Genomic DNA, 22,850 nt, shown 5'->3' on the forward strand with positions numbered 1-22,850 from the left:
CCATCCTTTAACAATTAAAGGATGGGTTTGTTATTTAAAGTCTCCCCTTTAGGGGAGATTTAGAGGGGCTCTTAAATATGTATCGGCCTGTTATCCGTAGCAGCTAAACAAGCTTCACGCATGGCTTCAGTATACGTTGGGTGGGCGTGGCTCATGCGGCTAATATCCTCGGCGCTTGCACGGTATTCCATGGCTACCACTGCTTCGGCTATCATATCCGCGGCACGTGGGCCTATCATGTGTACACCTAAAATCTCGTCGGTAGTAGCATCAGCCAATACTTTAACAAAACCATCCATATCACCGCTGGCAACAGCGCGGCCGCTGGCTTTGAACGGGAACGAACCTGTTTTGTATTTAACACCTGCTGTTTTCAATTGCTCTTCGGTTTGGCCTACTGCCGCAACTTCGGGCCAGGTATAAACTACGCCCGGTATCAGGTTATAGTTAATGTGTGGTTTTTGGCCGGCAATGGTTTCGGCAACAAAAGTACCTTCGTCCTCTGCTTTGTGAGCCAGCATAGCACCGCGTACCACATCGCCAATAGCGTAAACACCTTTAACAGATGTTTCCATATGATCGTTAACCGTGATCTTGCGGCCACGTTCCTCAACAGTTAATCCAATATTTTCTAAACCTAAACTATCAGTATAAGCCACACGGCCAACGGCAACCAGGCAGTAATCGCCTTTCAGTTCCATTTTATCGCCTTTAGGGCTGTCAAAATTTACGGTTACTTCTTTGCCTTTAACGCTGGCTCCGGTTACTTTGTGGCCCAGGTAAAACTCCATGCCCAGTTTAGTTAAAACCTTTTGCAGCTCTTTACCTAAACCTTTATCCATAGTTGGGATAATGCCATCCATAAATTCAATTACAGATACTTTGGCACCTAAGCGCGCGTAAACCGAACCCAATTCCAAACCAATAACACCCCCACCTATTAACACTAAGTGCTTAGGTACTTCGGTTAAGGTTAAAGCTTCGGTACTGGTGATGATGCGTTTTTTATCAATAGGTAAAAACGGCAACTGCGATGCTTTTGACCCTGTAGCTATAATTACGTTTGTACCGGTAATAGTTTCTTCGCTGCCATCAGCTTTGGTTATTTTGATGGTATTTTTATCAACGAACGAACCCATACCCTGGTATGATGTGATCTTGTTCTTTTTGAACAGGAAAGTTATACCACCTGTATTTTTCTGAACTACCTCGTTTTTCCTTTTGATCATCTGCGGCATATCTACCTTCAAATCCTTCAGCTTAATACCATGTGTTGCAAAAGTATGCGCGGCATTGTGGTAATGTTCGGACGAATCTAATAACGCTTTTGACGGGATACAGCCTACATTTAAGCAGGTACCGCCAAAGGTTGAATATTTTTCGATACAGGCAGTTTTTAAACCAAGTTGGGCACAACGTATAGCGGCTACATAACCACCCGGACCCGAACCAATAACAACAACATCATATTGCATAATAATAATTTTTAAGGCGGGGCAAAGTTAAGCAATATGATGTAAAAAGGGACACAGTTTATCGCAACTGTATCATTTTAATATCAATTATATTCTATCATCCGCAATACTTAAATTAGCCTTTTAAACTGACTTCCTATTACTATGAAAAAAATTCTATTTGTTTTTTGCATTTCCATTTTATGCATGAGTGTTTACGCCCAACCCAGCGCTAAAAAAACACAGCAGGAAATTGACGATTCGTTGTATGTTAGAAACAACTACACCAAAATGGAAAAGCAAATAGTCATGCGTGATGGTAAAAAACTATTCTGCTCTATTTATATGCCTGTAGATCAAAGCAAGAAGTACCCTATCGTCATGACGCGTACGCCATATACCGCGGCACCTTATGGCGGGGATAAATTCAAAACCACCTTAGGCCAGAACATGCTGCTTGCCCGCGAAGGCTTTATTTTTGTTTATGAAGATGTGCGTGGCCGCTGGATGAGCGAAGGCGAATATGTGAACGTGCGCCCGCAAATAGATAACAAAACCAATAATACCCAGGTTGACGAAAGCAGTGATACTTATGATACTATTGACTGGCTGGTAAAAAACCTGCCTAACAACAATGGCAAGGTTGGTATAGAAGGTATCTCCTACCCGGGATTTTATTCAACCGCCTCCTTACCAAACGCCCACCCTGCACTAAAGGCGGTATCGCCCCAGGCTCCGGTTACCGAATGGTTTATTGGTGATGATTTCCACCACAACGGAGCTTTTTTCCAGATGGATGCCTTTGCATTTTTAACCAGTTTTGGTGTACCCCGCCCCAAACCTATTACCAATACCGAGTTTAAAAATGGCATTAAATATATTCAGCACGATAACTATAAATTTTATTTAGAATTAGGCGCGTTGCCAAACTTTAAAAAGAAATACCTGGGCGATTCGGTAAAGTTTTGGAACGAAATGATGGATCACCCCAATTATGATGCCTTTTGGCAAGGCATGAATATCCAGCCGCATTTAAAAAACATTACCCCGGCCGTGATGACGGTAGGTGGTTTTTTTGATGCCGAAGATTGCTACGGAGCTTTACACACCTACCAATCTTTAGAAAAACAAAACCCGCAGAGCCACAAAAACATGTTGGTGATGGGCCCATGGTTTCACGGTGGCTGGGAACGTGGCGATGGCGAGACCTTTGGCGATCAAAACTTCGGACAAAAAACCAGCGTTTGGTTCCGAGAAAATGTGGAACTGCCTTTCTTTAATTACTACCTGAAAGATAAAGGCAGCATGGACCTGCCCGAGGCTACCATATTTATAACCGGCCAAAACCAATGGCACAAATTTGATACGTGGCCGCCAAAAAACACCAGCGAAAAAAATTTATACCTGCAAGCTAACGGAAAGCTATCATTCACCGCACCAAAGGCTGTGAAAAGTTTTGACGAATATGTGAGCGACCCAGCCACACCGGTACCCTACCAGGATGGCGTACAAGAAAAACGCACCCGCGAATACATGATAGACGATCAGCGTTTTGCCTCACGCCGGCCGGATGTTAAAACCTACCAAACCGAAGTTTTAACCGATGACCTAACCTTAACCGGACCGGTAATGGCCGATGTTTTCGCATCAACCACCGGTACCGATGCCGATTTTGTTGTGAAGCTAATAGACGTTTTCCCGGAAAATTTCCCTAACCCTGTTCCAAATCCAAAAAATGTAACGTTGGGCGGATACCAGATGCTGGTTCGTGGCGAAGTATTCCGTGGCCGTTTCCGTAAATCATTCAGCAAACCCGAGGCATTTATCCCCGGTAAGGTAACTGAAGTAAAATATGCTTTACCCGATGTTGCCCACACCTTTAAAAAAGGCCATCGGATTATGATCCAGGTACAAAACTCATGGTTCCCGCTGGTTGACAGGAATCCGCAAAAGTTTGTAGATATTTATAAAGCTAAGGATTCAGATTTTCAGAAAGCAACAATTAAGATTTTCCATAATGTCGCTGCGCCTTCGAGTGTGAAGGTTACGGTGTTAAACTAGATTTTGATTCAACATATGGATTTGATTGAGAAATTAAAGTATCACAGAGATATTAAAAAATATGTAAAAATCATCCGGGAAATACCCGGTAGCAAGTTAGGTATCGTTGCCGGGTACATCCTTCAATTATCGGATGACTTTGTGCTGATTCACGAAACAGATGATTTCAAAGCATGTGGGTATATTATTCTACCTATTTGGCAAATTACAAAACTGCGTTCAAATAAAGCAGACAAATACTACGATAAAATAATACACTGGGAAAAAGTAATCGATAAAATAGGGATTGATTTTAAAATAGATCTAAAAAATTATCGGACGATATTTAACACATTAAAAAAAAGAGATTTCAACATTATAGTTGAATGTGAAGATCCGGACATAGATACTTTTACAATAGGCCCTATTGTAAAAGCAGGCAGTAAATACGTATTTATCCAATATTTTGATGCAGAAGGTTATTTTGATAAAGACCCTATTTCAGTAAATTATACATTAATTACCAAAGTGCAATTCGATGAGCACTACTGCAATACAATTAGCAAATATACCAGATATCGTAAAGAATAAATCAATATGACATTAAAGACAATACTGGTACTATGTCTTGGGATTTTTATTTCCCATTGTACCCACGCCCAAACAGCAACCCGTGCTGATAGCCTCCGCGGAAGCACTATTTCCCCCTACCGCAACTGCTACGATATCAACTATTACCATTTAGACGTCAAACTCAACATCGATCAAAAATTCATCAGCGGCAGCAACCTCTTTAAATTTACTGCTACACAAAATTTCAATAAACTTCAGTTTGATCTGTTCGCAAACCTTAAGGTTGAGAAGGTTTTATACAAACGCGTGCCGTTAAAATTTAAGCGGGAGTTTAATGCTGTATTAGTCACTTTCCCAAAAACGATTACCAAAGGCAAACAGGATGCTTTCACGGTTTACTATTCGGGCAAACCAACAATCGCAAAAAATGCACCCTGGGATGGTGGCTTGGTATTTAGTCGAGATGCTGCGGGTAAGCCCTGGGTTGCCACAGCCTGTGAAGGCGTGGGCGCCAGCATTTGGTGGCCCAATAAAGATCAGACTGCCGATGAGGTTGATAGTATGCTTATCAGCGTAAGCGTACCTAAAGGATTAAAAGATATATCCAACGGCCGCTTACGCAAAACAACTGAATTAAAAGATGGCTATACCCAATACGATTGGTTTGTAGCTAACCCTATCAACAATTACGATGTAGCTTTAAATGTTGCCGATTACCAGCACATTAGCGATAGTTATGATGGCGAAAAAGGCAAGTTGAGTTTGGACTATTGGGTACTGCCCGAAAATGTAGAGAAAGCCAAAAAACAATTCGGCGAAAATGTTAAGCCTATGCTTAAAGCTTTTGAGCACTGGTTTGGCCCATATCCCTTTTACGAAGATGGCTATAAACTGATAGAAACCCCGCACCTGGGCATGGAGCATCAAAGCGCGGTGGCTTATGGCAACAAATATGTAAACGGTTATAAAGGTACAGACCGCTCACTAACCGGATGGGGGTTAAAGTGGGATTTCATTATCATACACGAGAGCGGACACGAATGGTTTGGCAACAACATTACCATGAAGGATATTGCCGATGAGTGGACCCATGAAAGTTTCACCACCTATTCCGAATCGCTTTTTGTTGAGGATAACTGGGGCAAACAAGCCGGACAGGAATACCTCCACGGTCAAAGGCATATCATTTTGAACGACAAGCCTATTATTGGCCCTTACAATGTTAACCGTTCAGGCTCATCTGACGAGTACGACAAGGGATCAAACATGATCAACATGGTTCGCACCATAATTAACAATGATGATAAATGGCTGCAAATACTACGGGGACTCAATAAAACATTCTACCATCAAACGGTTACAACAGCCGATATTATTGGATATATCAACAAAGAATCGGGCATAAACTTGAGTACTGTTTTTGACCAATACCTGCACTACAAAAACATCCCTACATTGGAGTTCCGGTTTGATGATGGCAAAGTATCTTGCCGCTGGATAGCCGATGTAGATAAATTCACCATGCCGGTTAGGATACGCGCCAAAGGTGGTGAATATCAATTCATATCACCATCAACCAGATTTAAAGCCATTGATCTGGCCGGAATAACCCGGGATAATTTAGAGATTGATACCTTTAATTATTATATTGGAGTATTAATAGATTAGCCTTCCGGCCCATTAAAGGGAAGTTAAGTGACAATTTTAAATTAGAGTGTAACCTATCGCGGATAGTAATCGTCTTATTATAAAAACAAACTAAACGACCATGAAATTACTAACTAAGATATTCGCTGCAGCAGCCTTGCTCCTCTTTGTTAATATAGCTTTTGCTGATACGCAAGACAGGCATTTAAGCAACTTTAACGCTATCCAACTTTCGGCATCTTATGATGTGTATATCACCCAAAGCTCAACCGAATCGGTAAGGGTTGAGGCTCCCGGAAAACTGATCGGCAAGATTATTACTGAGGTACAGGGTGGCGTTTTAAAAATTTATAGCAAAGGCCAAAACGGCTGGGGCGACTGGAGCTTTTCGGGTGGTAAAAAAACAGTGATTTACATTAACGCCCGCGATATTGTGAGTATTGGCATATCTGGTTCGGGAAACGTTTATTTTAGAAATGGCCTCACAACCAATAATATAAAAATAAGGTTATCTGGCTCTGGCGATATTTTTGGCAAATTGAATGTAAAGAGTTTAGAGTTAGGCGTATCAGGCTCCGGTGATGTAAAACTGAATGGAAAAGCCGATGTAGTGAATGCTACTGTATCGGGTTCCGGTGATTTTTCAGGTCGTGATCTGTTAACTCAAAGTACAACAATCCGCGTAAGCGGCTCGGGCGATGCCACAGTTTATGCGAGTGATAAAATAGATGCTTCGGTATCCGGTTCGGGCGATATCCGGTACGGCGGTTCACCTAAGCACGTTTCTACCGCAACGCATGGCTCAGGCGACATACATAGATTTTGATAGTAAACGGGGAAGGTAATTATCTTCCCCGTTTTTTTATGCCTACTCAACAACCACACTAATTATAGGGCTATTCCTTGATCCGGGGAATGGGTCAGTACGGATAGAGAACAACAGATCATATTTACCCTTCACATCCGGGGCTTTAGCGCGGAATGTGTATTTACATTGGCCTCCTGCCTGTAAACTTATTTGCTTAAAATCGTTACCAGCGGAAGCGATCAACTTATCATTCCCTTTCTGCAAAAAACAGGCTTCCAAAAATGCTTTGTGCAGGTATCCGTTATCGGTAAAAGTAATGGGATGGTTATATGGATTATGCAACACCAGGTTAAAGCTTAACTGCTGTCCTGGCCTTGTGTCAAACTTTTTCTGAGGTACATCAATAGTTAACCGTTGATAAGTACGTACATCATTGATCCAAACAGTGTACCATTTGCGGTTGTATTTATCCAGCAACGAATCAGTAGTGAAAGGGTCTTTACCATCTTGCATATAGTACACCCGTTTGTGCTGTATACTATCTTCAATGGGCCAGCTTTCGTATTGTGTTTTACGATAATAACGGGAATCGTATGACATGGCTTTGGCCGAATTAGTATAATAATTGTATTTAGACGGATCCTGAAAACCATCGCGAATCATCACATAGTTATCGCCTACAACCTGTTTCACATGCTTTGTCCATCCGCGAAAGCCGAAATAGCCTTTTAAAACTTCGTATTGGGTAACAATGGGGAACTGGAATATAAGCGCGATCCTGATCAATAATATTAAAGCGACATTGCTAACAGCCAACCAATAAAACCACTTAGGCGGATAAACCGATTGTTTAAAACTGATGAGTACCAGCATTAATAAAGGTACAAAAGCGATCAATGTCCAATGCATTTGTACTTCGCCTTTGGCAGATGTTGCCATAAAGAAGAGGAAGGTACCTATGCAGTTAACTACCAACGCACGGATAAAAGCATCTTTAATTTTAACCCTGAATGCGCTATAAAACAAAAACCATCCCACCAGCGGCCCGGCCATTAACAACTGCCCAACCGGGTATAGATAAGTAAACTCCGCATGGTATTCCTCTGCCGAACGATCAAACAGATGATACTTTAATGACGGATAATCATGATTAACCTGCCATAAAATGTGCGGGATATAAAGTACTGCTGCTCCTATCGCGATAAGCCAAAAGCTTTTACGGGTGAGCAGTTTGATGTTTGACAATATGGTAAAGCCAACGAGCAATACGCCATGATATTTACTGTAAAGCAGGCAGGCCACAATTATGGCTAATACTACAGCCTGCAACCATTTATCTTCTTCAACATACCGCTGATAAACGTAATAGAATAACACGGTAAAAAACAGTAAAGGCGAATCGGCAGTGGTAGTGAACCCGTACATGTGCAATATGAACAGGCTTGACGCAATAATAATAAACCATTTGGCATCAACAGTATACTTTTTTAGCATGAGCCAAATGAGGTATAACGAACACGAATTGCTGAGTACCGTGAGCAGGCGCAAACCTAATTCGTTATGCATAATACTATCGCCTATCCTAATGAAAACGGCCACCATAGGCGGATGATCAAAATAGCCCCAATCTAAAAAACGGGAGTACATCCAATAGTAAGCTTCGTCACCGTGAACTTCTAAGGTGTAAGATTGCAGCAGGTTTAAAGCCGTCCAGAATAGCAGGAAATACCAGATTGGTTTGTTGGATTGGGTGAAAGTATTAACAGCATTATCCGGCATTTTACTACAGTAAATTTTAGATAAAGGTAAATAAAACCCGCTGCTTATAAAGTCATCTTAAAAACGGGATGGCGGCAAAGTAATAAATGTGTTTCCCATAATTTATCCGGATAGCGTATAGCACAATAAATACGATACTAAAGTAAATGCAACTTACAATATTTGTAGCCGTCTTTTATGCGTCACTTTAACGCCATTTGTGTAATATTGCCTATCTAAATTCTACATCATGATCAAAGCCCTCGATTACATTGTACAGCCACGCAAAAAGGTATTAGAAATTATAAAGCCCTTAAGCATTGAGCAAGTAAACCATATACCTACGGGTTTTAACAATAACATCATCTGGAATCTGGGCCATATGATTGCCGCCCAGCAAGGGATATGCTACAAACGTGCTGGTTTAGATACCATTGTTGGTGAAGAGTTTTTTGATCGGTATAAACCGGGTTCAAAACCAGAGCAGTTTTTTGATGCTATTGAACTGGAAAAAATAATCGGTTTACTATCAACAACCATTACCCAGTTAGAGGCCGACCTTAAAACAGATATGTTTGGTAATTACCCTGCATTCACTACCCGCTATGGCATTGAGTTAACCAGCGTGGATGATGCGGTGCAGTTTTTACCTTTCCACGAAGGGTTGCACATTGGTACTATTGTAGCAATGAGTAAGATAGTTTGATAGACGCTTTCAAAAAATAAAAGAATATCCCTTACCCTTTTTAGGAGGATTTAGACTGTCTTTGTACCTTTTAATTTCCTGACTAAGGTGCTTGACATATTGATCGGTCATAAACTTGCGAAAAATCGAAATGTCTTCATTTTCTCGCGTTTTTATCAATGCTTCAAAGTAATCTTGCTTATCTTCTTTGAAAACCATACCTAATGGCAGGTTGCATAATTGTTGTATATAATTCATCAGCAAACGTGATGTGCGGCCATTCCCATCGTAAAATGGGTGGATACTTACCAATCCAAAATGAACATCAAACGAAAGATTAAGATCATCTAAGGAAGAGTTTGAATTATTTAAATCTCCCTTTATCTGGCCTATAAGCTTTTCAACCATAGTAGGTACTTTATCATAAGATGGGAAATACGAATTCCCAGCGCGAACACTTCCTTTACGAAACGCGCCTTGTGTACTATCTATCTGGCCAAAAACGGTTTCGTAAATAATGCCTGTATTCTTCATCACACTCGCGTTGATCTGTTGGATAAACGCTGGTGTAACAGGTTGTTTTTTATCAGCGGCATCCAATACAAATTTCAAAGCCGTATAATGATCACGAACCATCAAACTATGATCTAAAGGTTTTCCTTTAGGCGTTAAATTCTCGTCTAACAAAAGCTGCGTTTCAATTTCTGTTAAAGTTGAACCTTCAATTGTTGTTGAATGGTGAACTATAGCATACATATTAAACTTATCGAAATCAATTGCTTTCGACAGGTTTAAATCTTTATATTCAGAAATCAGCTTTAGCAAATCCATTATAACTGTAATATAGTTTGTATATGACAAAGATATGTTAACCTTTTAGAAAAACCTTATCCCATAAAAAAACCCGGATAAACCGGGTCTTTATATTTTGCTCCCCCTTTAGGGGGCTGGGGGGTTATACGCCCAATAATAGCCTTGCGGGATCTTCTAACAATTGTTTTACACGTACCAGGAAGCTTACCGATTCGCGGCCATCAATGATGCGGTGATCGTATGATAGGGCCAGGTACATCATCGGGCGGATAACCACTTGTCCGTTTACGGCTACCGGGCGCTCTATGATGTTATGCATACCTAATATAGCTGATTGCGGTGAGTTGATGATCGGGGTCGACATCATAGAACCGAAGATACCTCCGTTGGTGATGGTGAACGTTCCGCCTGTCATGTCCTCAATGGTTAACTTACCATCGCGGGCTTTTCCTGCCAAAGTAACTACGGCTTTTTCAATTTCGGCCAGACTCATTGAACCTGCGTTGCGGATGATTGGTACTACCAAACCTTTTGGTGCAGATACGGCGATAGAAATATCAGCAAAATCGCTGTAAACTATTTCGTCGCCATCTATACGTGCGCCAACGGCTGGCCAATCTTTCAATGCCTCGCAAACCGCTTTGGTGAAGAACGACATAAAGCCTAAGCCTACACCGTGTTTCTCTTTAAATTTATCTTTGTATTTACCACGCAGTTCCATTATCGGAGCCATATCAACCTCGTTAAAGGTGGTTAGCATGGCGGTTTCCTGTTTAACAGCAACCAAACGCTTGGCGATGGTCTTGCGTAATGAGGTCATTTTTTCGCGACGCTCTACACGCGAGCCCGGAACAGCAACCGGAGCGGCTGGCGCTGGTGCAGCTTTTGGAGCAGGTGCGGCGGCGGCTGTCTTTTGTGCATTCAAGGCATCTTCTTTAGTGATGCGGCCATCAACGCCGGTACCATTTACGCCTTTGGCATCAATACCTTTTTCGGCCAATATTTTTCCGGCAGCCGGTGATGGCGTGCCCGATGCATAAGTGTTTTTATCTGAAGCTACTGCTTGTGTTGCTGGGGCAGAAGCTACCGGCGCTGCTGCAACAGGTGCAACGGCAGGCGCGCCTGCACCACCACTTATACTGCAAACTACAGCACCAATTGGTAATACATCGCCTTCTTTAGCAATAGTTTTTAATGTTCCTGCTTGTTCCGCGGTAAGCTCGAAAGTAGCTTTGTCCGATTCCAGTTCGGCAATGGCTTCGTCCATAGCAACCTGGTCGCCGTCTTTTTTCATCCAGCGTGATAAAGTAACCTCGGTGATTGATTCACCTACAGGCGGCACTTTTACATCTATAGACTTCGCTTCGGCTGCTGCTGATGCAGGAGCGGCAGGTTTTTCTTCAACAGGAGCCGCTGGTGCCGCGCTTGCTGCTACAGCTTGCGGAGCAGGGGTTGCTGCCGCGCCACCTTCTTCTATTGAACATACTACGCCACCAACCGGGATCACATCACCCTCTTTGGCTATAGTTTTTAAAATTCCGGCTTTTTCGGCGGTTAACTCGAATGTAGCTTTATCTGATTCTAATTCGGCAATCACTTCATCCATTGCAACGCTGTCGCCGTCTTTTTTTAACCATTGCGACAAAGTAACTTCTGTAATTGATTCGCCTACAGGCGGAACCTTGATTTCTAAACTCATAATTTTATTTAGTGTGATAGATTAGTCGGCACTGGTTTCGGCCATCTTTTGGGTGGTCTTTTTAACTGATTGTTTAACTTCTTCTCCGGCAGGCGCGCTAAACGCTTTGCTCACAATGTATAGCTGTTGTGAGGTATGTTGTTTAGCATAACCTGTAGCTGTGCTTGCGCTTTCCTTACGGGAAATTACTTCCAGTTGCAATTCGCTTTTGCGGAACTTGCGCAGCATGTATGGCCATGCACCCATGTTTTCCGGCTCTTCCTGTACCCAGAAAAATTCGGTAGCATTAGCATATTTGGTTTTGATCTTTTGCATGGCAACCATAGGGGTTGGATACAATTGCTCAACACGCACAATGGCAACATCTTTACGCTTATCAACCTGCTGTTTCTCCAGCAAGTCGTAATAAATTTTACCTGAGCAGAATAATACGCGTTTAACGCTCTTCTCGGTAACAAATTTATCGTCAATTAACTCCTGGAATTTGCCTTTGGTGAAGTCTTCTATCGGCGATACGCACATCGGGTTACGCAACAAGCTTTTTGGCGTGAACACAACCAATGGTTTGCGGAACTCGCGGTGCAACTGGCGGCGCAATACGTGGAAGAAATTTGCAGGTGTGGTACAATTAGTTACCTGGATATTATTATCAGCGCAAAGCTCCATAAAACGCTCAATACGTGCCGATGAGTGCTCAGGGCCCTGGCCTTCGTAACCGTGTGGCAATAGCATAACCAATCCGTTACCACGTTGCCATTTAGTTTCGGCGCTGGCAATGTACTGGTCAACAATAATTTGTGCGCCGTTTAAAAAGTCACCAAACTGTGCTTCCCAAATGGTTAACGCGTTCGGATCGGCTAAAGCATAACCGTATTCAAAACCTAAAACACCATATTCGGACAACAGTGAGTTGTAAATATCAAATTTGGCTTCGGTACCTAAAGTATTTAAAGGTGTGTATTCTTCCTCCGAATCTTCCAGCGTTAATACCGCGTGGCGATGTGAGAAAGTACCGCGTTTAACATCCTCGCCGCTTAAACGTACACGATGGTTCTCTTTTAATAAAGACCCATAAGCCATTAACTCGCCCATGGCCCAGTCAAAGGTTTTGGTTTTCTCAACCATGTTTTTACGCTCTTCAAAAAGCTTTTCTATCTTTTTGAAGAAGTCTTTATTTTTAGGTAAAGTAGTTAAGCCCTTACCTATTTCTAATAAATCTTTCTCAGAAACAGCAGTATCCGGCGAAGTACCGTTAACTTCTTTTTCGCTGGCGATGTGTAAACCCTGCCATGCACCACCATACATTGGTCTGCTGGCGGTAAAATGCTCTTCGGCTTTTGATTCGTCAAGCATGGTTTGCAATTGCGCTCGGAAAGTTTTTTCTATCTCGGCAGCATAAGTTGCACCAACGCTTCCGTTCTCAATAAGCTTTTGATTGTAGATATCCCTTGGATTAGCATGCGATTCAATTGCCTTGTACAACAATGGCTGGGTGAACTTAGGCTCATCCGCCTCGTTGTGGCCATAACGGCGGTAACATAAAATATCGATAAACACATCCTCGTGGAAAGTTTGGCGGTATTCCATTGCCAGGTTAATGGCGTATGCTAAGGCTTCGGCATCATCGCCGTTTACGTGCAATACGGGCGATAATACGGTTTTGGCAACATCGGTACAATAGGTGCTTGAACGGGCATCTTTATAATTGGTGGTAAAACCAATTTGGTTATTGATAACCAGGTGAATGGTACCACCGGTACGATAACCATCCAATTTAGACATTTGCAAAACTTCGTACACAATACCTTGGCCGGCAGCTGCCGCATCGCCATGTATTAATATAGGCGCGATCTTTTTGTAATCGCCATTGTATTTAAAATCAATTTTTGAGCGAACCAAACCTTCAACAATTGGGTTCACAGTTTCCAGGTGCGATGGGTTAGGGCAAAGGCTCAGGTGAACTTTTTTGCCGTTGGCGGTTTCTACATCGTTTGAGTAACCCAGGTGATATTTTACGTCGCCACCAAAAGATGATTCCGCATCGTAGCTTTTACCCTGAAACTCAGAGAAAACCTCTTTGTAAGATTTGTTCATGGTGTTCACCAGTACGTTCAAACGACCACGGTGAGCCATACCAATTACAAACTCTTCTAAACCCAGATCGGCACCTTTTTCGATAACCGAATCTAAAGCGGGGATCAAAGCCTCGGCACCTTCTAACGAGAAACGTTTCTGGCCCAAAAATTTGGTTCCTAAAAAGTTTTCGAAAACTACGGCCTGGTTTAATTTATTGAGGATCTGTTTTTTCTCGTCGGTAGTAAAGCTTGGGGTGTTGCGCACCTTTTCCATCCTATCCTCAAACCACTTCATTTTTATTGGGTTGCGGATGTATTTATACTCCGCACCAATAGCCTGGCAATAGGTTTGCTCTAACAGATCGTGAATATCACGCAGTTTAGCTGCACCCAAACCAACCTCAACACCGGAGTTGAATACTGTATCCAGATCGGCATTGCTTAAGCCAAAAGTTTCGAGCTCTTTACCGGGGTAATAATGACGGCGCTCACGTACCGGGTTAGTTTTAGCGAACAAATGACCACGGGCACGGTAGCCGTTGATCATGTTGAGCACATTAATTTCTTTTAAAATATGATCGGGCGTAGCTGTGGTGGCTGCTTGTGGCGCAGTACCGCTAACGGTTCCGGATTGAGCGCTTTGACCAAAATCAAAACCTTCAAAAAACTTTTGCCAGCCGTAATCAACAGATTCCGGGTCTTGCTTGTAGGCTTCGTGAAGAGAATCGATATAGGCGGCGTTATCGATATTTAGGTATGTGAGGCGATCCATGTAAATATAAATCAGTAAAACATCACAAAATTATAATATAAAACCCACAAAAAGGAAATAACTTTCATTAAAGTGAATAGTTTTTAAGGTAAATGTTGCCAATAGAAACAAGCTATTAAAATAATAGCCTAATGATGTACTTAAAGGCTGATTTTAACTAAATTAAATACCAAATGGTATGAAATAAAAATTCTTTTAAAACTCATTTTCATATCGAATACATCAATTAATATATTTATAAAACAGATTATCCCCCAAAAAATTAATGAATAAAATGCTAAAAGCGACAGAGGAAATACAATTCCCCAAAGCAATAAATACCAGTCGGTATTTATTATATATATTTTAAAGAAAATTAATGATGCAAATACTCGTGCAAGTATTTTTTGAGATGGGATACCCCTTCAATAGCTACGGCTATCAAACCAATAATAAGGGTATATTGTTCGAAAGAGTTCACGGTGTATTAGGTTTTGAAATCTTATACTAAGCTAACGAATTATTTATGTAAATAGTGTGGCGTTCTTGCTATTTATTTCGGTTCCTAAACCTACAATCGGTTTAGGATAATCAACCCCTAAATTCACTTTATATAAATTCAATTCGGCCTCGCTTAAACAGAATGGGCTTTGTACCAGTTTGGCCGGGATAAGCGCTAACTCGGGCAGCCAGGTTTTTACGTACTCGCCTTTAGGGTCAAACTCTGCTGCTTGTTTGAGGATATTAAAGTGACGGTTTTCGCGCGGATCGTTACCTACTCCGGCTACGTAGGCCCAGTTGCCCCAATTGCTGGCCGGGGAATAATCGATCAGTTTTTCTTCGAAGTATGCGGCACCTTTTGTCCAGTTCACTTTTAAATCTTTTACTAAAAAGCTGGCTACGTTTTGGCGGCCGCGGTTACTCATAAAGCCTGTGGCGTTTAGCTCACGCATGTTGGCATCAATAAACGGGATGCCGGTTTGGCCCGATTTCCATTTTTCGAATAGCTCGTCCTGGTTGGCAGAAACCTCGGGTGCTTCGCCTTTAAAACCACCTGCTTTAAAAAACTGGTTGCCATATTTTTTAAACATAAAGCGGAAGTAATCGCGCCAAAGCAATTCAAATATCAGCCAATAGGTAGAATCATTAGCTCCCCTATCTTGCTCATACCGTTTTACTTCCCAATAAACCTGACGAACAGATAAGCAGCCAACGGATATCCACGGGCCAAATTTTGATGAATAGCCCGAACCTAATAAACCATTTCGGGTTTGCTTGTAGGTTTTGAGCCTGTCGGTTCCCCAAAAGTATTCTTGTAAATGTTTAAGTGCCTCGGTTTCGCCACCTTTAAAATGCATTACGGCGCGACAATCGTCAATAGGTTCTTCAAAACCTAAATCATGTAAGGTTGGTATTTCACCGGCATCGGTAATTTGTGGTATATGAATTTCGCCGGGAGTTTCAAAGCTGTTGCGGATATTACTATCGCGTTCCACCTTTTTACGGAATGTGGTAAATACATCCGGAATATCTTTGATAGGGAAAGGCAAGTCCTCTTTATGATAAAAGGTATGGCCAATGAAATGCTTGAGGTTTAACTTGATCTTCCACAGGGCGGCCTCTACTTTTGATGAGATATCGGTTTCTTCGAAAGCTACTTCGCGGTGATGGTAAACTTCGGATACATTGTATTCGGTAGCCAGTTGGGTAATTACCTCTACTGAATCGCCGGTACGTACCAGCAACTCCGCTCCGTGTTCACGCAGGGTTTGGCGCAGATCAGCTACAGCCTCCAACAAAAACCTTGCGCGAAAATTGCCTGTTTTAAGCGTGCCGTACCGGGTGGTTTTAAAGTAGAAGGGATCAAAGCAGTACACCGGCAAAATCTTATCGGCTTTGCGGATAGCCTCCAATAAAATTTCGTTATCGTGTATGCGAAGATCGTTTCTAAACCAAACCAGTATCGTTTTTTCAGCCATGCTTAAACCAAGGGTAAGTTACCCATAAAAAGGAAGATGGTGTAAAATTGCGAATAATTTATTTTTTCTGCATCCTGCACTGTGTTTTTTGACATCTTTACAACATTTCGTCTGCATTATTCAGCAAAATACAGTTGCGAACTATTATAACATCTGGCTGACAAAACTCCTTACCTACTTTAACACAATGCCTGATACTTAACGTTATACTTGTATATTATTCGCAAAATAACCCTGAACCATTAAACGTTAATAGTATGAGCACTAAATTAAGCACCCAAAACACAAAAAAGATGGTCACTAAAGAAAGCATCCAGAACGCTTATATAGATTACGTGTTAACCGAGGGCGAGCAACCCAAATCGGTTTACATATTTGCCAAGAAAAACGAAATGGAAGAAACCGAGTTTTACCAGTTTTTTGGCTCGTTTGATGCCATTGAACAAAGTTTATGGACGGATATTACCACCAAAACCATAGCAGAAATTAAAACTCAGGAAGTTTGGGGCCAGTATAACTCGCGCGAGAAAGCGTTATCGTTTTTCTACAGCTTTTTTGAGTTGTTGAAAAGCAAACGCAGTTTTGCTACTTACAGTGCTAAAAAGATTCACAAAGGTTTTAGTACCCCAACCGTTTGGCAGGGCGCTAAAAGTGAATTTGAAACTTTCGCATCTGAAATATTAAAAGATGGCATTGAAAGCGGTGAGCTGACCGACCGCAAATTTTTCGCTGATAAATATAAAGATGCCCTTTGGGTGCAGTTTGTATTTGTATTGAACTTTTGGCTGAATGATATATCAGCCGGATTTGAAAAAACCGATGAAGCCATTGAAAAAGGTGTGAACGTTACGTTCGACCTGTTCCAACGCTCGCCAATTGATAACCTATTGGAATACGGCAAGTTTTTGGCAAAAAATGGCGGGATGAAAGAGAAGATGGGGTTTTAGATCGTTCATGGATCATGGTTGATAGTTCATGGTAACCCCAAAAAGCTATGAGCCATGATCTATGAACCATGAACAAGAAAAATGAGCGAACCGAAAGAACAAAATAGCATACCTACCACCAAAGTACAGCGATCTGCAAAGTTTGTGAGTACGGGGTTTAAAATTGGTGGCAACTACATTAAGCACTACTCCAAAAAGCTATTTAACCCGGAAATGAACAACGATGAGTTGAACCAGGATAACGCGGCTGATATTTACGAATCGCTGAGCGAGTTGAAGGGCAGCGCACTCAAAGTTGCCCAGATGCTGAGCATGGATAAAAACCTATTGCCCAAGGCTTATGTAGATAAATTTTCGTTATCGCAATATAATGCTCCTCCCTTATCGGGACCACTGATCGTTCAAACCTTCAGGAAATTGTTTGGTAAGACGCCAGAACAGATATACGATAAGTTTGAGTTACGATCAACCAACGCGGCATCTATCGGCCAGGTTCACCGGGCTGAATTGAATGGGAAGAAACTGGCGGTTAAGATACAATACCCCGGTGTTGGCGATTCTATATCATCCGATCTGAAACTGGTTAAGCCATTCGCTTTCCGCCTTTTGGGGATGAGCGAGCGGGAACTTGATGTTTACATGAACGAGGTGGAAGAGCGGTTAGTTGAAGAAACTGATTATGAACTGGAAGTTCGCCGTTCTATCGAATTTTCGGAGGCTTGCGCCGGTTTGAATAATTTGGTTTTCCCAGAGTATTTTCCGGAGTTATCCGGTAAACGGGTAATTACCATGAGTTGGTTAGAGGGTATGCATTTAAAAGAATTTTTAGCTACCAACCCATCCCAGGAATTGCGTAACCAGATAGGCCAGGCCATGTGGGATTTTTACAATTTTCAGCAGCACGAAATGCGCGCCGTACATGCCGACCCGCACCCCGGCAATTTTTTGATCACGCCGGAGGGTAAACTTGGTATTATTGATTTTGGCTGTATTAAAGAAATGCCGGATGATTTTTATTACCCCTTCTTCTCCACCACATCAACCGATCTGTTAGATAACAAAGAGGAAACGATCAAAGCTTTCCGCCAGTTGGAAATGATCCATACCAATGATACACCGCAACAGGTTGAGTTTTATTATGAGCAGTATAAAGAAATGATCAGTCTGTTTGCGCAGCCTTATATGACAGGCTCTTTTGATTTCGGTAAAAACGAATTCTTTGATAACCTTTATAGCTTTGGCGAACGGTTAGCCCGCATGCCCGAGTTTAAACAAGCCCGTGGCGTTAAGCATTTTATTTATGTTAACCGCACCAATTTTGGTTTGTATAATATATTGCATGAGTTAAAAGCGCAGGTAAAAACGGATACATTTAAGCCACATGTGGTTGTAGAGTATTAACGGGGTTAATCATCCCAATAATATTTTAAAACACCCTACCCTATTTGCGTGTTGCACTAAGTATGAAAGTACTTATCACAGGTGCTAACGGATATATTGGCATATGTTTGCTGCCAGTTTTGCTGGAGAAGGGTTACGAGGTAGTTTGCCTTGTGCGGGATAAGCTACGCTTTAAAGAGAACAGTGATTTTGGCGATCAAGTAAAGATCATTACCGGCGATTTGTTAAAGGAATCATCTATCGAAGCCTTCCCTACTGATATTGATGCGGCTTATTACCTGCTGAATACCCAACATTGGAGCAAAGACTTTTTCCCGTTAATGGCACTCTCAGCTCACAATTTTGTGCAAGCCCTGGATAAAACCCAATGCAAGCGGTTGATATTTTTAAGCATAGGTAAGCAAATTAATTGCTTGCAACCACACCAGCAGTTACAGCAAATATTGGGTCGCGCTAAGGCCGCCTTAACTATTGGCCCGGCAATACCTAAATGGTATTTGATGTGGCCGTTCCACCTGTTTAAGTTTAAAGGCGTGGCCAATCAGATCACCAGATTAACACTATAAAAGTGATAAGATGTGCTGTAAAGGGATATGTAAGAAATTTAATTGATTGAAAAATAACTATTTGGGATTTATTTTTGAGGTTAAAAAAGAAAATCCTATCTTTAACTAACCAATTAAACGAATAAAGTTTAACGAAAACCTGTGTGTAAGTACCGTTTGTGATCTAATTTAATATTTCACATAGGTTTTTCATCCGTTCATTTTTAATAAATTATTTACGATGAAAAAGATCAGGAACATTCTGGAAAACAAAGGGCACCAGGTTTACTCGGTTACCCCCGAAACATCAGTTTATGATGCTTTGCAGGTAATGATGGAAAGAAACATCAGTTCGCTGCTTATCATGGAGAATGAGATATTAAAAGGCATTTTTACCGAGCGCGATTACGCCCGCAAACTGGTGTTAATGGGTCGCTCATCAAAAGAGACCCCGATAGGTGAAATTATGACGATTAACCTGTTCACCATTACCCCAAGTGAAAGTATTGATCATTGTATGGAAATGATGAGCTCCCATAAAATACGCCACTTACCTGTTATTGATAATAACCGGGTAACAGGTATGGTATCTATAGGCGATGTGGTAAAGTTTATTATCGAAGATCAAAAACGCACCATTCAGCAATTGGAGAGCTATATAGCCAGTTAGGTTATTTGTTATTGAGTTATTAGGTTATTGACGTTTTCGAAATCGGATTACAACTTGTGGTTTTAACAATGTTAATAAATTAAGGTCCTTAATTACGGAATATTTAAACGCTTAAAACTATCTTGCCACTATTCCATTTTATAAATAGTTTGTTAGAGCAAACGCACCTAATATTATTGATTAACCCCCATAATGAACCATATATTAATAACCGGCGGCAGCGGTTTGCTGGGTAAACAATTGACTGCTGAATTATTAAAAAAAGGCTATAGTGTTAGCCACCTGAGCCGAAAGACCGGCACTAACCCTGAAGTTAAAACTTATTTGTGGGATGTTGATAAAGGCACCATTGATGTAAACTGCATACGTGGCGTAGATACCATTGTACACCTTGCCGGCGAAGGTATTGCCGATGAAAAGTGGACAGAAGAACGTAAGAAACAGATAATCCGCAGTCGCACTAAATCAATAACCTTGATATATGATCTGCTGAAAAGCAAAACACATAAGGTAAAAAGTGTGGTTTCGGCATCGGGCATTGGTTACTATAGTGATAGAGGTAATGAGTTACTATATGAAGACAGCGCCCCTGCCGATGATTTTTTAGGCGAGTGCTGTGTTAAATGGGAACATGCCGTTGACGCGGGATTAGAATTGGAGCTACGCGTATTAAAATTTAGAACCGGAGTAGTGCTAACTCGGCGCGGTGGTGCATTATCTAAAATGGCCGCGCCCATTAAGTATGGCTTTGGCTGCGTATTAGGTACCGGCAACCAGTGGGTGCCCTGGATACATTTGCAGGATGTTATTGACATGTACCTGATGGGGATAGAAAACGAAACCATGAGCGGTGTTTACAATATGGTTGCTCCCTACCCTGTAACTAACGAGCAATTGACGCACAGCATTGCCAAACAATTCAGAAAAACAATATGGCTGCCCCACGCGCCGGAGTTTGCGCTCAAACTTTTTTTAGGTGAAATGGCTACGCTGGTTTTAGGCAGCACCAAAGTAGCGGCTACCAAAATTGAAAAGGCAGGGTACCATTTTAAGTTTTTAACTGTGGAAGATGCGCTGAAGGACCTGTACTCCAAAAAAGCTTAATAGCCCATTTGCACCAATTGCTTATACTCGTTTGAATTTACGGGAGCCCATATTCTTAAAAGAATCAAGAGACAAGAATCAGGAATCAAGACATCTTCCCTCTATAATTACCCGTTTTTCGTATCCGTTTCTTATATTTATCTCATGAAGAAACCTTTACTCCTTATCGCGCTTGGCTTGTTTGGGGCCAACAGTTATTCGCAAAGTACATCAAAGGCCGAGGTGGCCAAACGTGTTGATGCTATCGAGAAAAAAATAATTGGCTGGCGCGAGGATTTTCATGAGCACCCAGAGTTGGGTAACCATGAGGTGCGCACATCCGAAATTGTAGCGAAGCATTTGGAGAGTTTGGGTATTGAGGTAAAGCGTGGTGTAGCTACTACGGGTGTTGTAGGGATTTTAAGAGGTGGCAAGCCTGGCCCCTGTGTGGCCCTGCGTGCCGATATGGATGGTTTACCGGTTACCGAACGTACCCCGGTTCCGTTCGCATCAAAAGCTACCACTACTTTTATGGGCAACCCCGTTGGTGTGATGCATGCCTGCGGACATGATTCGCATATGGCAATATTGATGGGTGTGGCACAAGTGCTATCATCTATGAAAGCAGACCTGCATGGTACGGTTAAATTTATATTTCAGCCTGCCGAAGAGGGTTTGCCTCCCGGCGAAAAAGGCGGCGCGCAACAAATGGTAAAGGAGGGCGTGATGGAAAACCCACATGTTGACGCGGTGTTTGGCTTGCATATTCAATCGTACCAACCTGTGGGTACTATTACTTATAAACCGGGTGGTGATATGGCGGCGGTTAATGATATGCAGATCATCGTTAAAGGCCGCCAATCGCATGGGGCCTATCCGTGGTCGGGGGTGGATGCTATTGTGACTTCGGCGCAGATCATTAATAATTTGCAGACTATTGTGAGTCGTAATTTACACATTACAGAGAATCCTGCGGTGGTTACCATTGGCGCTATTAATGGCGGCAACCGCTCAAATATCATCCCGGAAACGGTGAGTATGCTGGGTACCATCCGCACGTTTAGCGCTGAAGATGAAAAGATGATCATCGAAAGAGTAAAGCAAATTGCCACTAAAACAGCCGAAGCAAATAATGCCATTGCCGAAGTGAAGATACCATACAGCAACCATTACCCCGTTACCTATAACGCCCCTGCTTTGGTGGCTAAAATGCTGCCTACCCTGCAAGCTACAGCCGGTGCCGACAACGTGAAACTACGTCAGGGCGAAACAGGGGCCGAAGATTTTAGCTTTTATGAGGAAAAAGCGCCGGGCATATTTTTCCATTTAGGCGGCTTGCCTAAAGGCGGCGACCCCGCCAAAGCACCGGCTCACCATACGCCTGATTTTTTTATTGACGAGAGTGGGTTTACACTGGGCGTTAAGGCGTTGTGTAATTTGACGATTGATTATATGGGTATGGGGAAATGATGATGGACTATATCAAATATGTTTCTGATGGTAAATGGTTTACCTGTGATATCCCAAGTTATTGGACGGCTTTTAAAGAAGATGAGAGCACCGCCCTTTTTTATGACGATGATGATTGGAAAGGAAATTTAAGAATTACACCAAATAAATTCCCAGGAGCTAATCTTGAAGTACAAATAAATAAAATAGAAACCCATATCAATGATGAGTTTGATCACAATAATGATGCAAAAAAACTGTTATTAGGAACGAAAAAGGCTATCCACTATCTAAAATATACTGGGCAAGATAGTGATAGCGTGTCTATTCATTGGTGGTTAGTTCGGGATGTCAATATCTTATTTCTATGTTCTTTTGCAGTCGATACCAGTCGCGAGAAAGAGGATGAGGTAATGAAAGAATTTGAATTTGCACGACAGGTTCTCATATCACTTAAAGCAAGTTGATAATAT

18 protein-coding genes are annotated in these 22,850 nt (G+C 41.9%); 12 read left to right on the plus strand and 6 right to left on the minus strand.

Annotated elements, in window-relative coordinates; translation table 11 throughout:
* Positions 1–71: 71 nt before the first annotated feature.
* Positions 72–1,475 carry a dihydrolipoyl dehydrogenase gene (lpdA, locus tag ABIN91_RS03425; protein WP_348048464.1) on the minus strand — a complete coding sequence of 468 codons (1,404 nt, stop codon included), beginning with the start codon at positions 1,473–1,475 and terminating at the stop codon, positions 72–74.
* Between the two features lie 186 nt (positions 1,476–1,661).
* On the opposite strand from lpdA, the gene ABIN91_RS03430 reads away from it, so the two are divergent.
* The 4 genes from ABIN91_RS03430 (at position 1,662) to ABIN91_RS03445 (ending at position 6,540) form a co-directional block, all read left to right on the plus strand.
* The gene (locus ABIN91_RS03430; RefSeq protein WP_348048466.1) at positions 1,662–3,515 is read left to right on the plus strand and encodes a CocE/NonD family hydrolase; all 1,854 of its coding nucleotides are present in this window, start codon (positions 1,662–1,664) and stop codon (positions 3,513–3,515) included.
* Between the two features lie 15 nt (positions 3,516–3,530).
* Positions 3,531–4,085: a hypothetical protein gene (locus tag ABIN91_RS03435; RefSeq protein ID WP_348048468.1), complete on the plus strand. Its 555-nt coding sequence runs from the start codon at positions 3,531–3,533 to the stop codon at positions 4,083–4,085.
* A gap of 6 nt (positions 4,086–4,091) precedes the next feature.
* Complete coding sequence (locus ABIN91_RS03440; protein WP_348048470.1) at positions 4,092–5,735, plus strand: M1 family metallopeptidase; 1,644 nt, start codon at positions 4,092–4,094, stop codon at positions 5,733–5,735.
* Between the two features lie 100 nt (positions 5,736–5,835).
* A complete protein-coding gene (locus tag ABIN91_RS03445) occupies positions 5,836–6,540 on the plus strand; it encodes a head GIN domain-containing protein (RefSeq protein ID WP_348048472.1) in 705 nt (234 codons plus the stop codon).
* Positions 6,541–6,582: 42 nt separating this feature from the next.
* Here ABIN91_RS03445 and ABIN91_RS03450 read toward each other — a convergent pair whose 3' ends face one another.
* A complete protein-coding gene (locus ABIN91_RS03450; RefSeq protein ID WP_348048473.1) occupies positions 6,583–8,301 on the minus strand; it encodes a glycosyltransferase family 39 protein in 1,719 nt (572 codons plus the stop codon).
* 229 nt (positions 8,302–8,530) lie between these two features.
* Between ABIN91_RS03450 and ABIN91_RS03455 the strand changes: the two genes are divergently transcribed.
* Positions 8,531–8,986 (plus strand): DinB family protein, encoded by a 456-nt coding sequence (locus ABIN91_RS03455; protein WP_348048475.1) that lies wholly within the window; start codon positions 8,531–8,533, stop codon positions 8,984–8,986.
* Positions 8,987–8,995: 9 nt separating this feature from the next.
* On the opposite strand, the gene ABIN91_RS03460 is transcribed toward ABIN91_RS03455, so the two are convergent.
* The 4 genes from ABIN91_RS03460 to ABIN91_RS03475 all read right to left on the minus strand — a co-directional run bounded on the left by ABIN91_RS03460 (position 8,996) and on the right by ABIN91_RS03475 (position 16,282).
* Complete coding sequence (locus tag ABIN91_RS03460) at positions 8,996–9,796, minus strand: Fic family protein (protein ID WP_348048477.1); 801 nt, start codon at positions 9,794–9,796, stop codon at positions 8,996–8,998.
* Positions 9,797–9,920: 124 nt separating this feature from the next.
* On the minus strand, positions 9,921–11,477 hold the full coding sequence (odhB, locus tag ABIN91_RS03465; protein WP_348048479.1) for a 2-oxoglutarate dehydrogenase complex dihydrolipoyllysine-residue succinyltransferase: 1,557 nt from the start codon (positions 11,475–11,477) through the stop codon (positions 9,921–9,923).
* A 21-nt stretch (positions 11,478–11,498) separates the two neighbouring features.
* The gene (locus ABIN91_RS03470; RefSeq protein WP_348048481.1) at positions 11,499–14,324 is read right to left on the minus strand and encodes a 2-oxoglutarate dehydrogenase E1 component; all 2,826 of its coding nucleotides are present in this window, start codon (positions 14,322–14,324) and stop codon (positions 11,499–11,501) included.
* Between the two features lie 503 nt (positions 14,325–14,827).
* A complete protein-coding gene (locus ABIN91_RS03475) occupies positions 14,828–16,282 on the minus strand; it encodes a DASH family cryptochrome (RefSeq protein ID WP_348048483.1) in 1,455 nt (484 codons plus the stop codon).
* Positions 16,283–16,539: 257 nt separating this feature from the next.
* On the opposite strand from ABIN91_RS03475, the gene ABIN91_RS03480 reads away from it, so the two are divergent.
* The 7 genes from ABIN91_RS03480 to ABIN91_RS03510 all read left to right on the plus strand — a co-directional run bounded on the left by ABIN91_RS03480 (position 16,540) and on the right by ABIN91_RS03510 (position 22,844).
* Entirely contained in the window at positions 16,540–17,229 is a 690-nt protein-coding gene (locus tag ABIN91_RS03480; RefSeq protein ID WP_348048485.1) for a TetR family transcriptional regulator C-terminal domain-containing protein, read from the plus strand.
* An 81-nt stretch (positions 17,230–17,310) separates the two neighbouring features.
* Entirely contained in the window at positions 17,311–18,630 is a 1,320-nt protein-coding gene (locus tag ABIN91_RS03485) for an AarF/UbiB family protein (RefSeq protein WP_348048487.1), read from the plus strand.
* A gap of 62 nt (positions 18,631–18,692) precedes the next feature.
* Positions 18,693–19,196, plus strand: coding sequence for an NAD(P)H-binding protein (locus tag ABIN91_RS03490; RefSeq protein ID WP_348048489.1), 504 nt, complete (start codon positions 18,693–18,695; stop codon positions 19,194–19,196).
* Between the two features lie 220 nt (positions 19,197–19,416).
* Positions 19,417–19,845, plus strand: a complete 429-nt coding sequence (locus ABIN91_RS03495) for a CBS domain-containing protein (RefSeq protein ID WP_348048491.1) — start codon at positions 19,417–19,419, stop codon at positions 19,843–19,845.
* Between the two features lie 192 nt (positions 19,846–20,037).
* Complete coding sequence (locus ABIN91_RS03500; RefSeq protein WP_348048493.1) at positions 20,038–20,949, plus strand: TIGR01777 family oxidoreductase; 912 nt, start codon at positions 20,038–20,040, stop codon at positions 20,947–20,949.
* Positions 20,950–21,093: 144 nt separating this feature from the next.
* Positions 21,094–22,398 carry an amidohydrolase gene (locus ABIN91_RS03505; protein ID WP_348048495.1) on the plus strand — a complete coding sequence of 435 codons (1,305 nt, stop codon included), beginning with the start codon at positions 21,094–21,096 and terminating at the stop codon, positions 22,396–22,398.
* Positions 22,395–22,844 carry a DUF3805 domain-containing protein gene (locus ABIN91_RS03510; protein ID WP_348048497.1) on the plus strand — a complete coding sequence of 150 codons (450 nt, stop codon included), beginning with the start codon at positions 22,395–22,397 and terminating at the stop codon, positions 22,842–22,844. The genes ABIN91_RS03505 and ABIN91_RS03510 overlap by 4 nt, the downstream gene beginning before the upstream one ends.
* Positions 22,845–22,850 lie beyond the last annotated feature (6 nt).

The sequence above is a fragment of the Mucilaginibacter sp. genome (assembly GCF_039921305.1).
In the GTDB taxonomy this organism is placed as follows: domain Bacteria; phylum Bacteroidota; class Bacteroidia; order Sphingobacteriales; family Sphingobacteriaceae; genus Mucilaginibacter.

Excerpts from the sequence above, each read along its gene's own strand:
- lpdA (WP_348048464.1), bottom strand. The coding sequence starts at position 1,475 with ATGCAATATGATGTTGTTGTTATTGGTTCGGGTCCGGGTGGTTATGTA.
- ABIN91_RS03430 (WP_348048466.1), top strand. The coding sequence starts at position 1,662 with ATGAGTGTTTACGCCCAACCCAGCGCTAAAAAAACACAGCAGGAAATT.
- ABIN91_RS03435 (WP_348048468.1), top strand. The coding sequence starts at position 3,531 with ATGGATTTGATTGAGAAATTAAAGTATCACAGAGATATTAAAAAATAT.
- ABIN91_RS03440 (WP_348048470.1), top strand. The coding sequence starts at position 4,092 with ATGACATTAAAGACAATACTGGTACTATGTCTTGGGATTTTTATTTCC.
- ABIN91_RS03445 (WP_348048472.1), top strand. The coding sequence starts at position 5,836 with ATGAAATTACTAACTAAGATATTCGCTGCAGCAGCCTTGCTCCTCTTT.
- ABIN91_RS03450 (WP_348048473.1), bottom strand. The coding sequence starts at position 8,301 with ATGCCGGATAATGCTGTTAATACTTTCACCCAATCCAACAAACCAATC.
- ABIN91_RS03455 (WP_348048475.1), top strand. The coding sequence starts at position 8,531 with ATGATCAAAGCCCTCGATTACATTGTACAGCCACGCAAAAAGGTATTA.
- ABIN91_RS03460 (WP_348048477.1), bottom strand. The coding sequence starts at position 9,796 with ATGGATTTGCTAAAGCTGATTTCTGAATATAAAGATTTAAACCTGTCG.
- odhB (WP_348048479.1), bottom strand. The coding sequence starts at position 11,477 with ATGAGTTTAGAAATCAAGGTTCCGCCTGTAGGCGAATCAATTACAGAA.
- ABIN91_RS03470 (WP_348048481.1), bottom strand. The coding sequence starts at position 14,324 with ATGGATCGCCTCACATACCTAAATATCGATAACGCCGCCTATATCGAT.
- ABIN91_RS03475 (WP_348048483.1), bottom strand. The coding sequence starts at position 16,282 with ATGGCTGAAAAAACGATACTGGTTTGGTTTAGAAACGATCTTCGCATA.
- ABIN91_RS03480 (WP_348048485.1), top strand. The coding sequence starts at position 16,540 with ATGAGCACTAAATTAAGCACCCAAAACACAAAAAAGATGGTCACTAAA.
- ABIN91_RS03485 (WP_348048487.1), top strand. The coding sequence starts at position 17,311 with ATGAGCGAACCGAAAGAACAAAATAGCATACCTACCACCAAAGTACAG.
- ABIN91_RS03490 (WP_348048489.1), top strand. The coding sequence starts at position 18,693 with ATGAAAGTACTTATCACAGGTGCTAACGGATATATTGGCATATGTTTG.
- ABIN91_RS03495 (WP_348048491.1), top strand. The coding sequence starts at position 19,417 with ATGAAAAAGATCAGGAACATTCTGGAAAACAAAGGGCACCAGGTTTAC.
- ABIN91_RS03500 (WP_348048493.1), top strand. The coding sequence starts at position 20,038 with ATGAACCATATATTAATAACCGGCGGCAGCGGTTTGCTGGGTAAACAA.
- ABIN91_RS03505 (WP_348048495.1), top strand. The coding sequence starts at position 21,094 with ATGAAGAAACCTTTACTCCTTATCGCGCTTGGCTTGTTTGGGGCCAAC.
- ABIN91_RS03510 (WP_348048497.1), top strand. The coding sequence starts at position 22,395 with ATGATGATGGACTATATCAAATATGTTTCTGATGGTAAATGGTTTACC.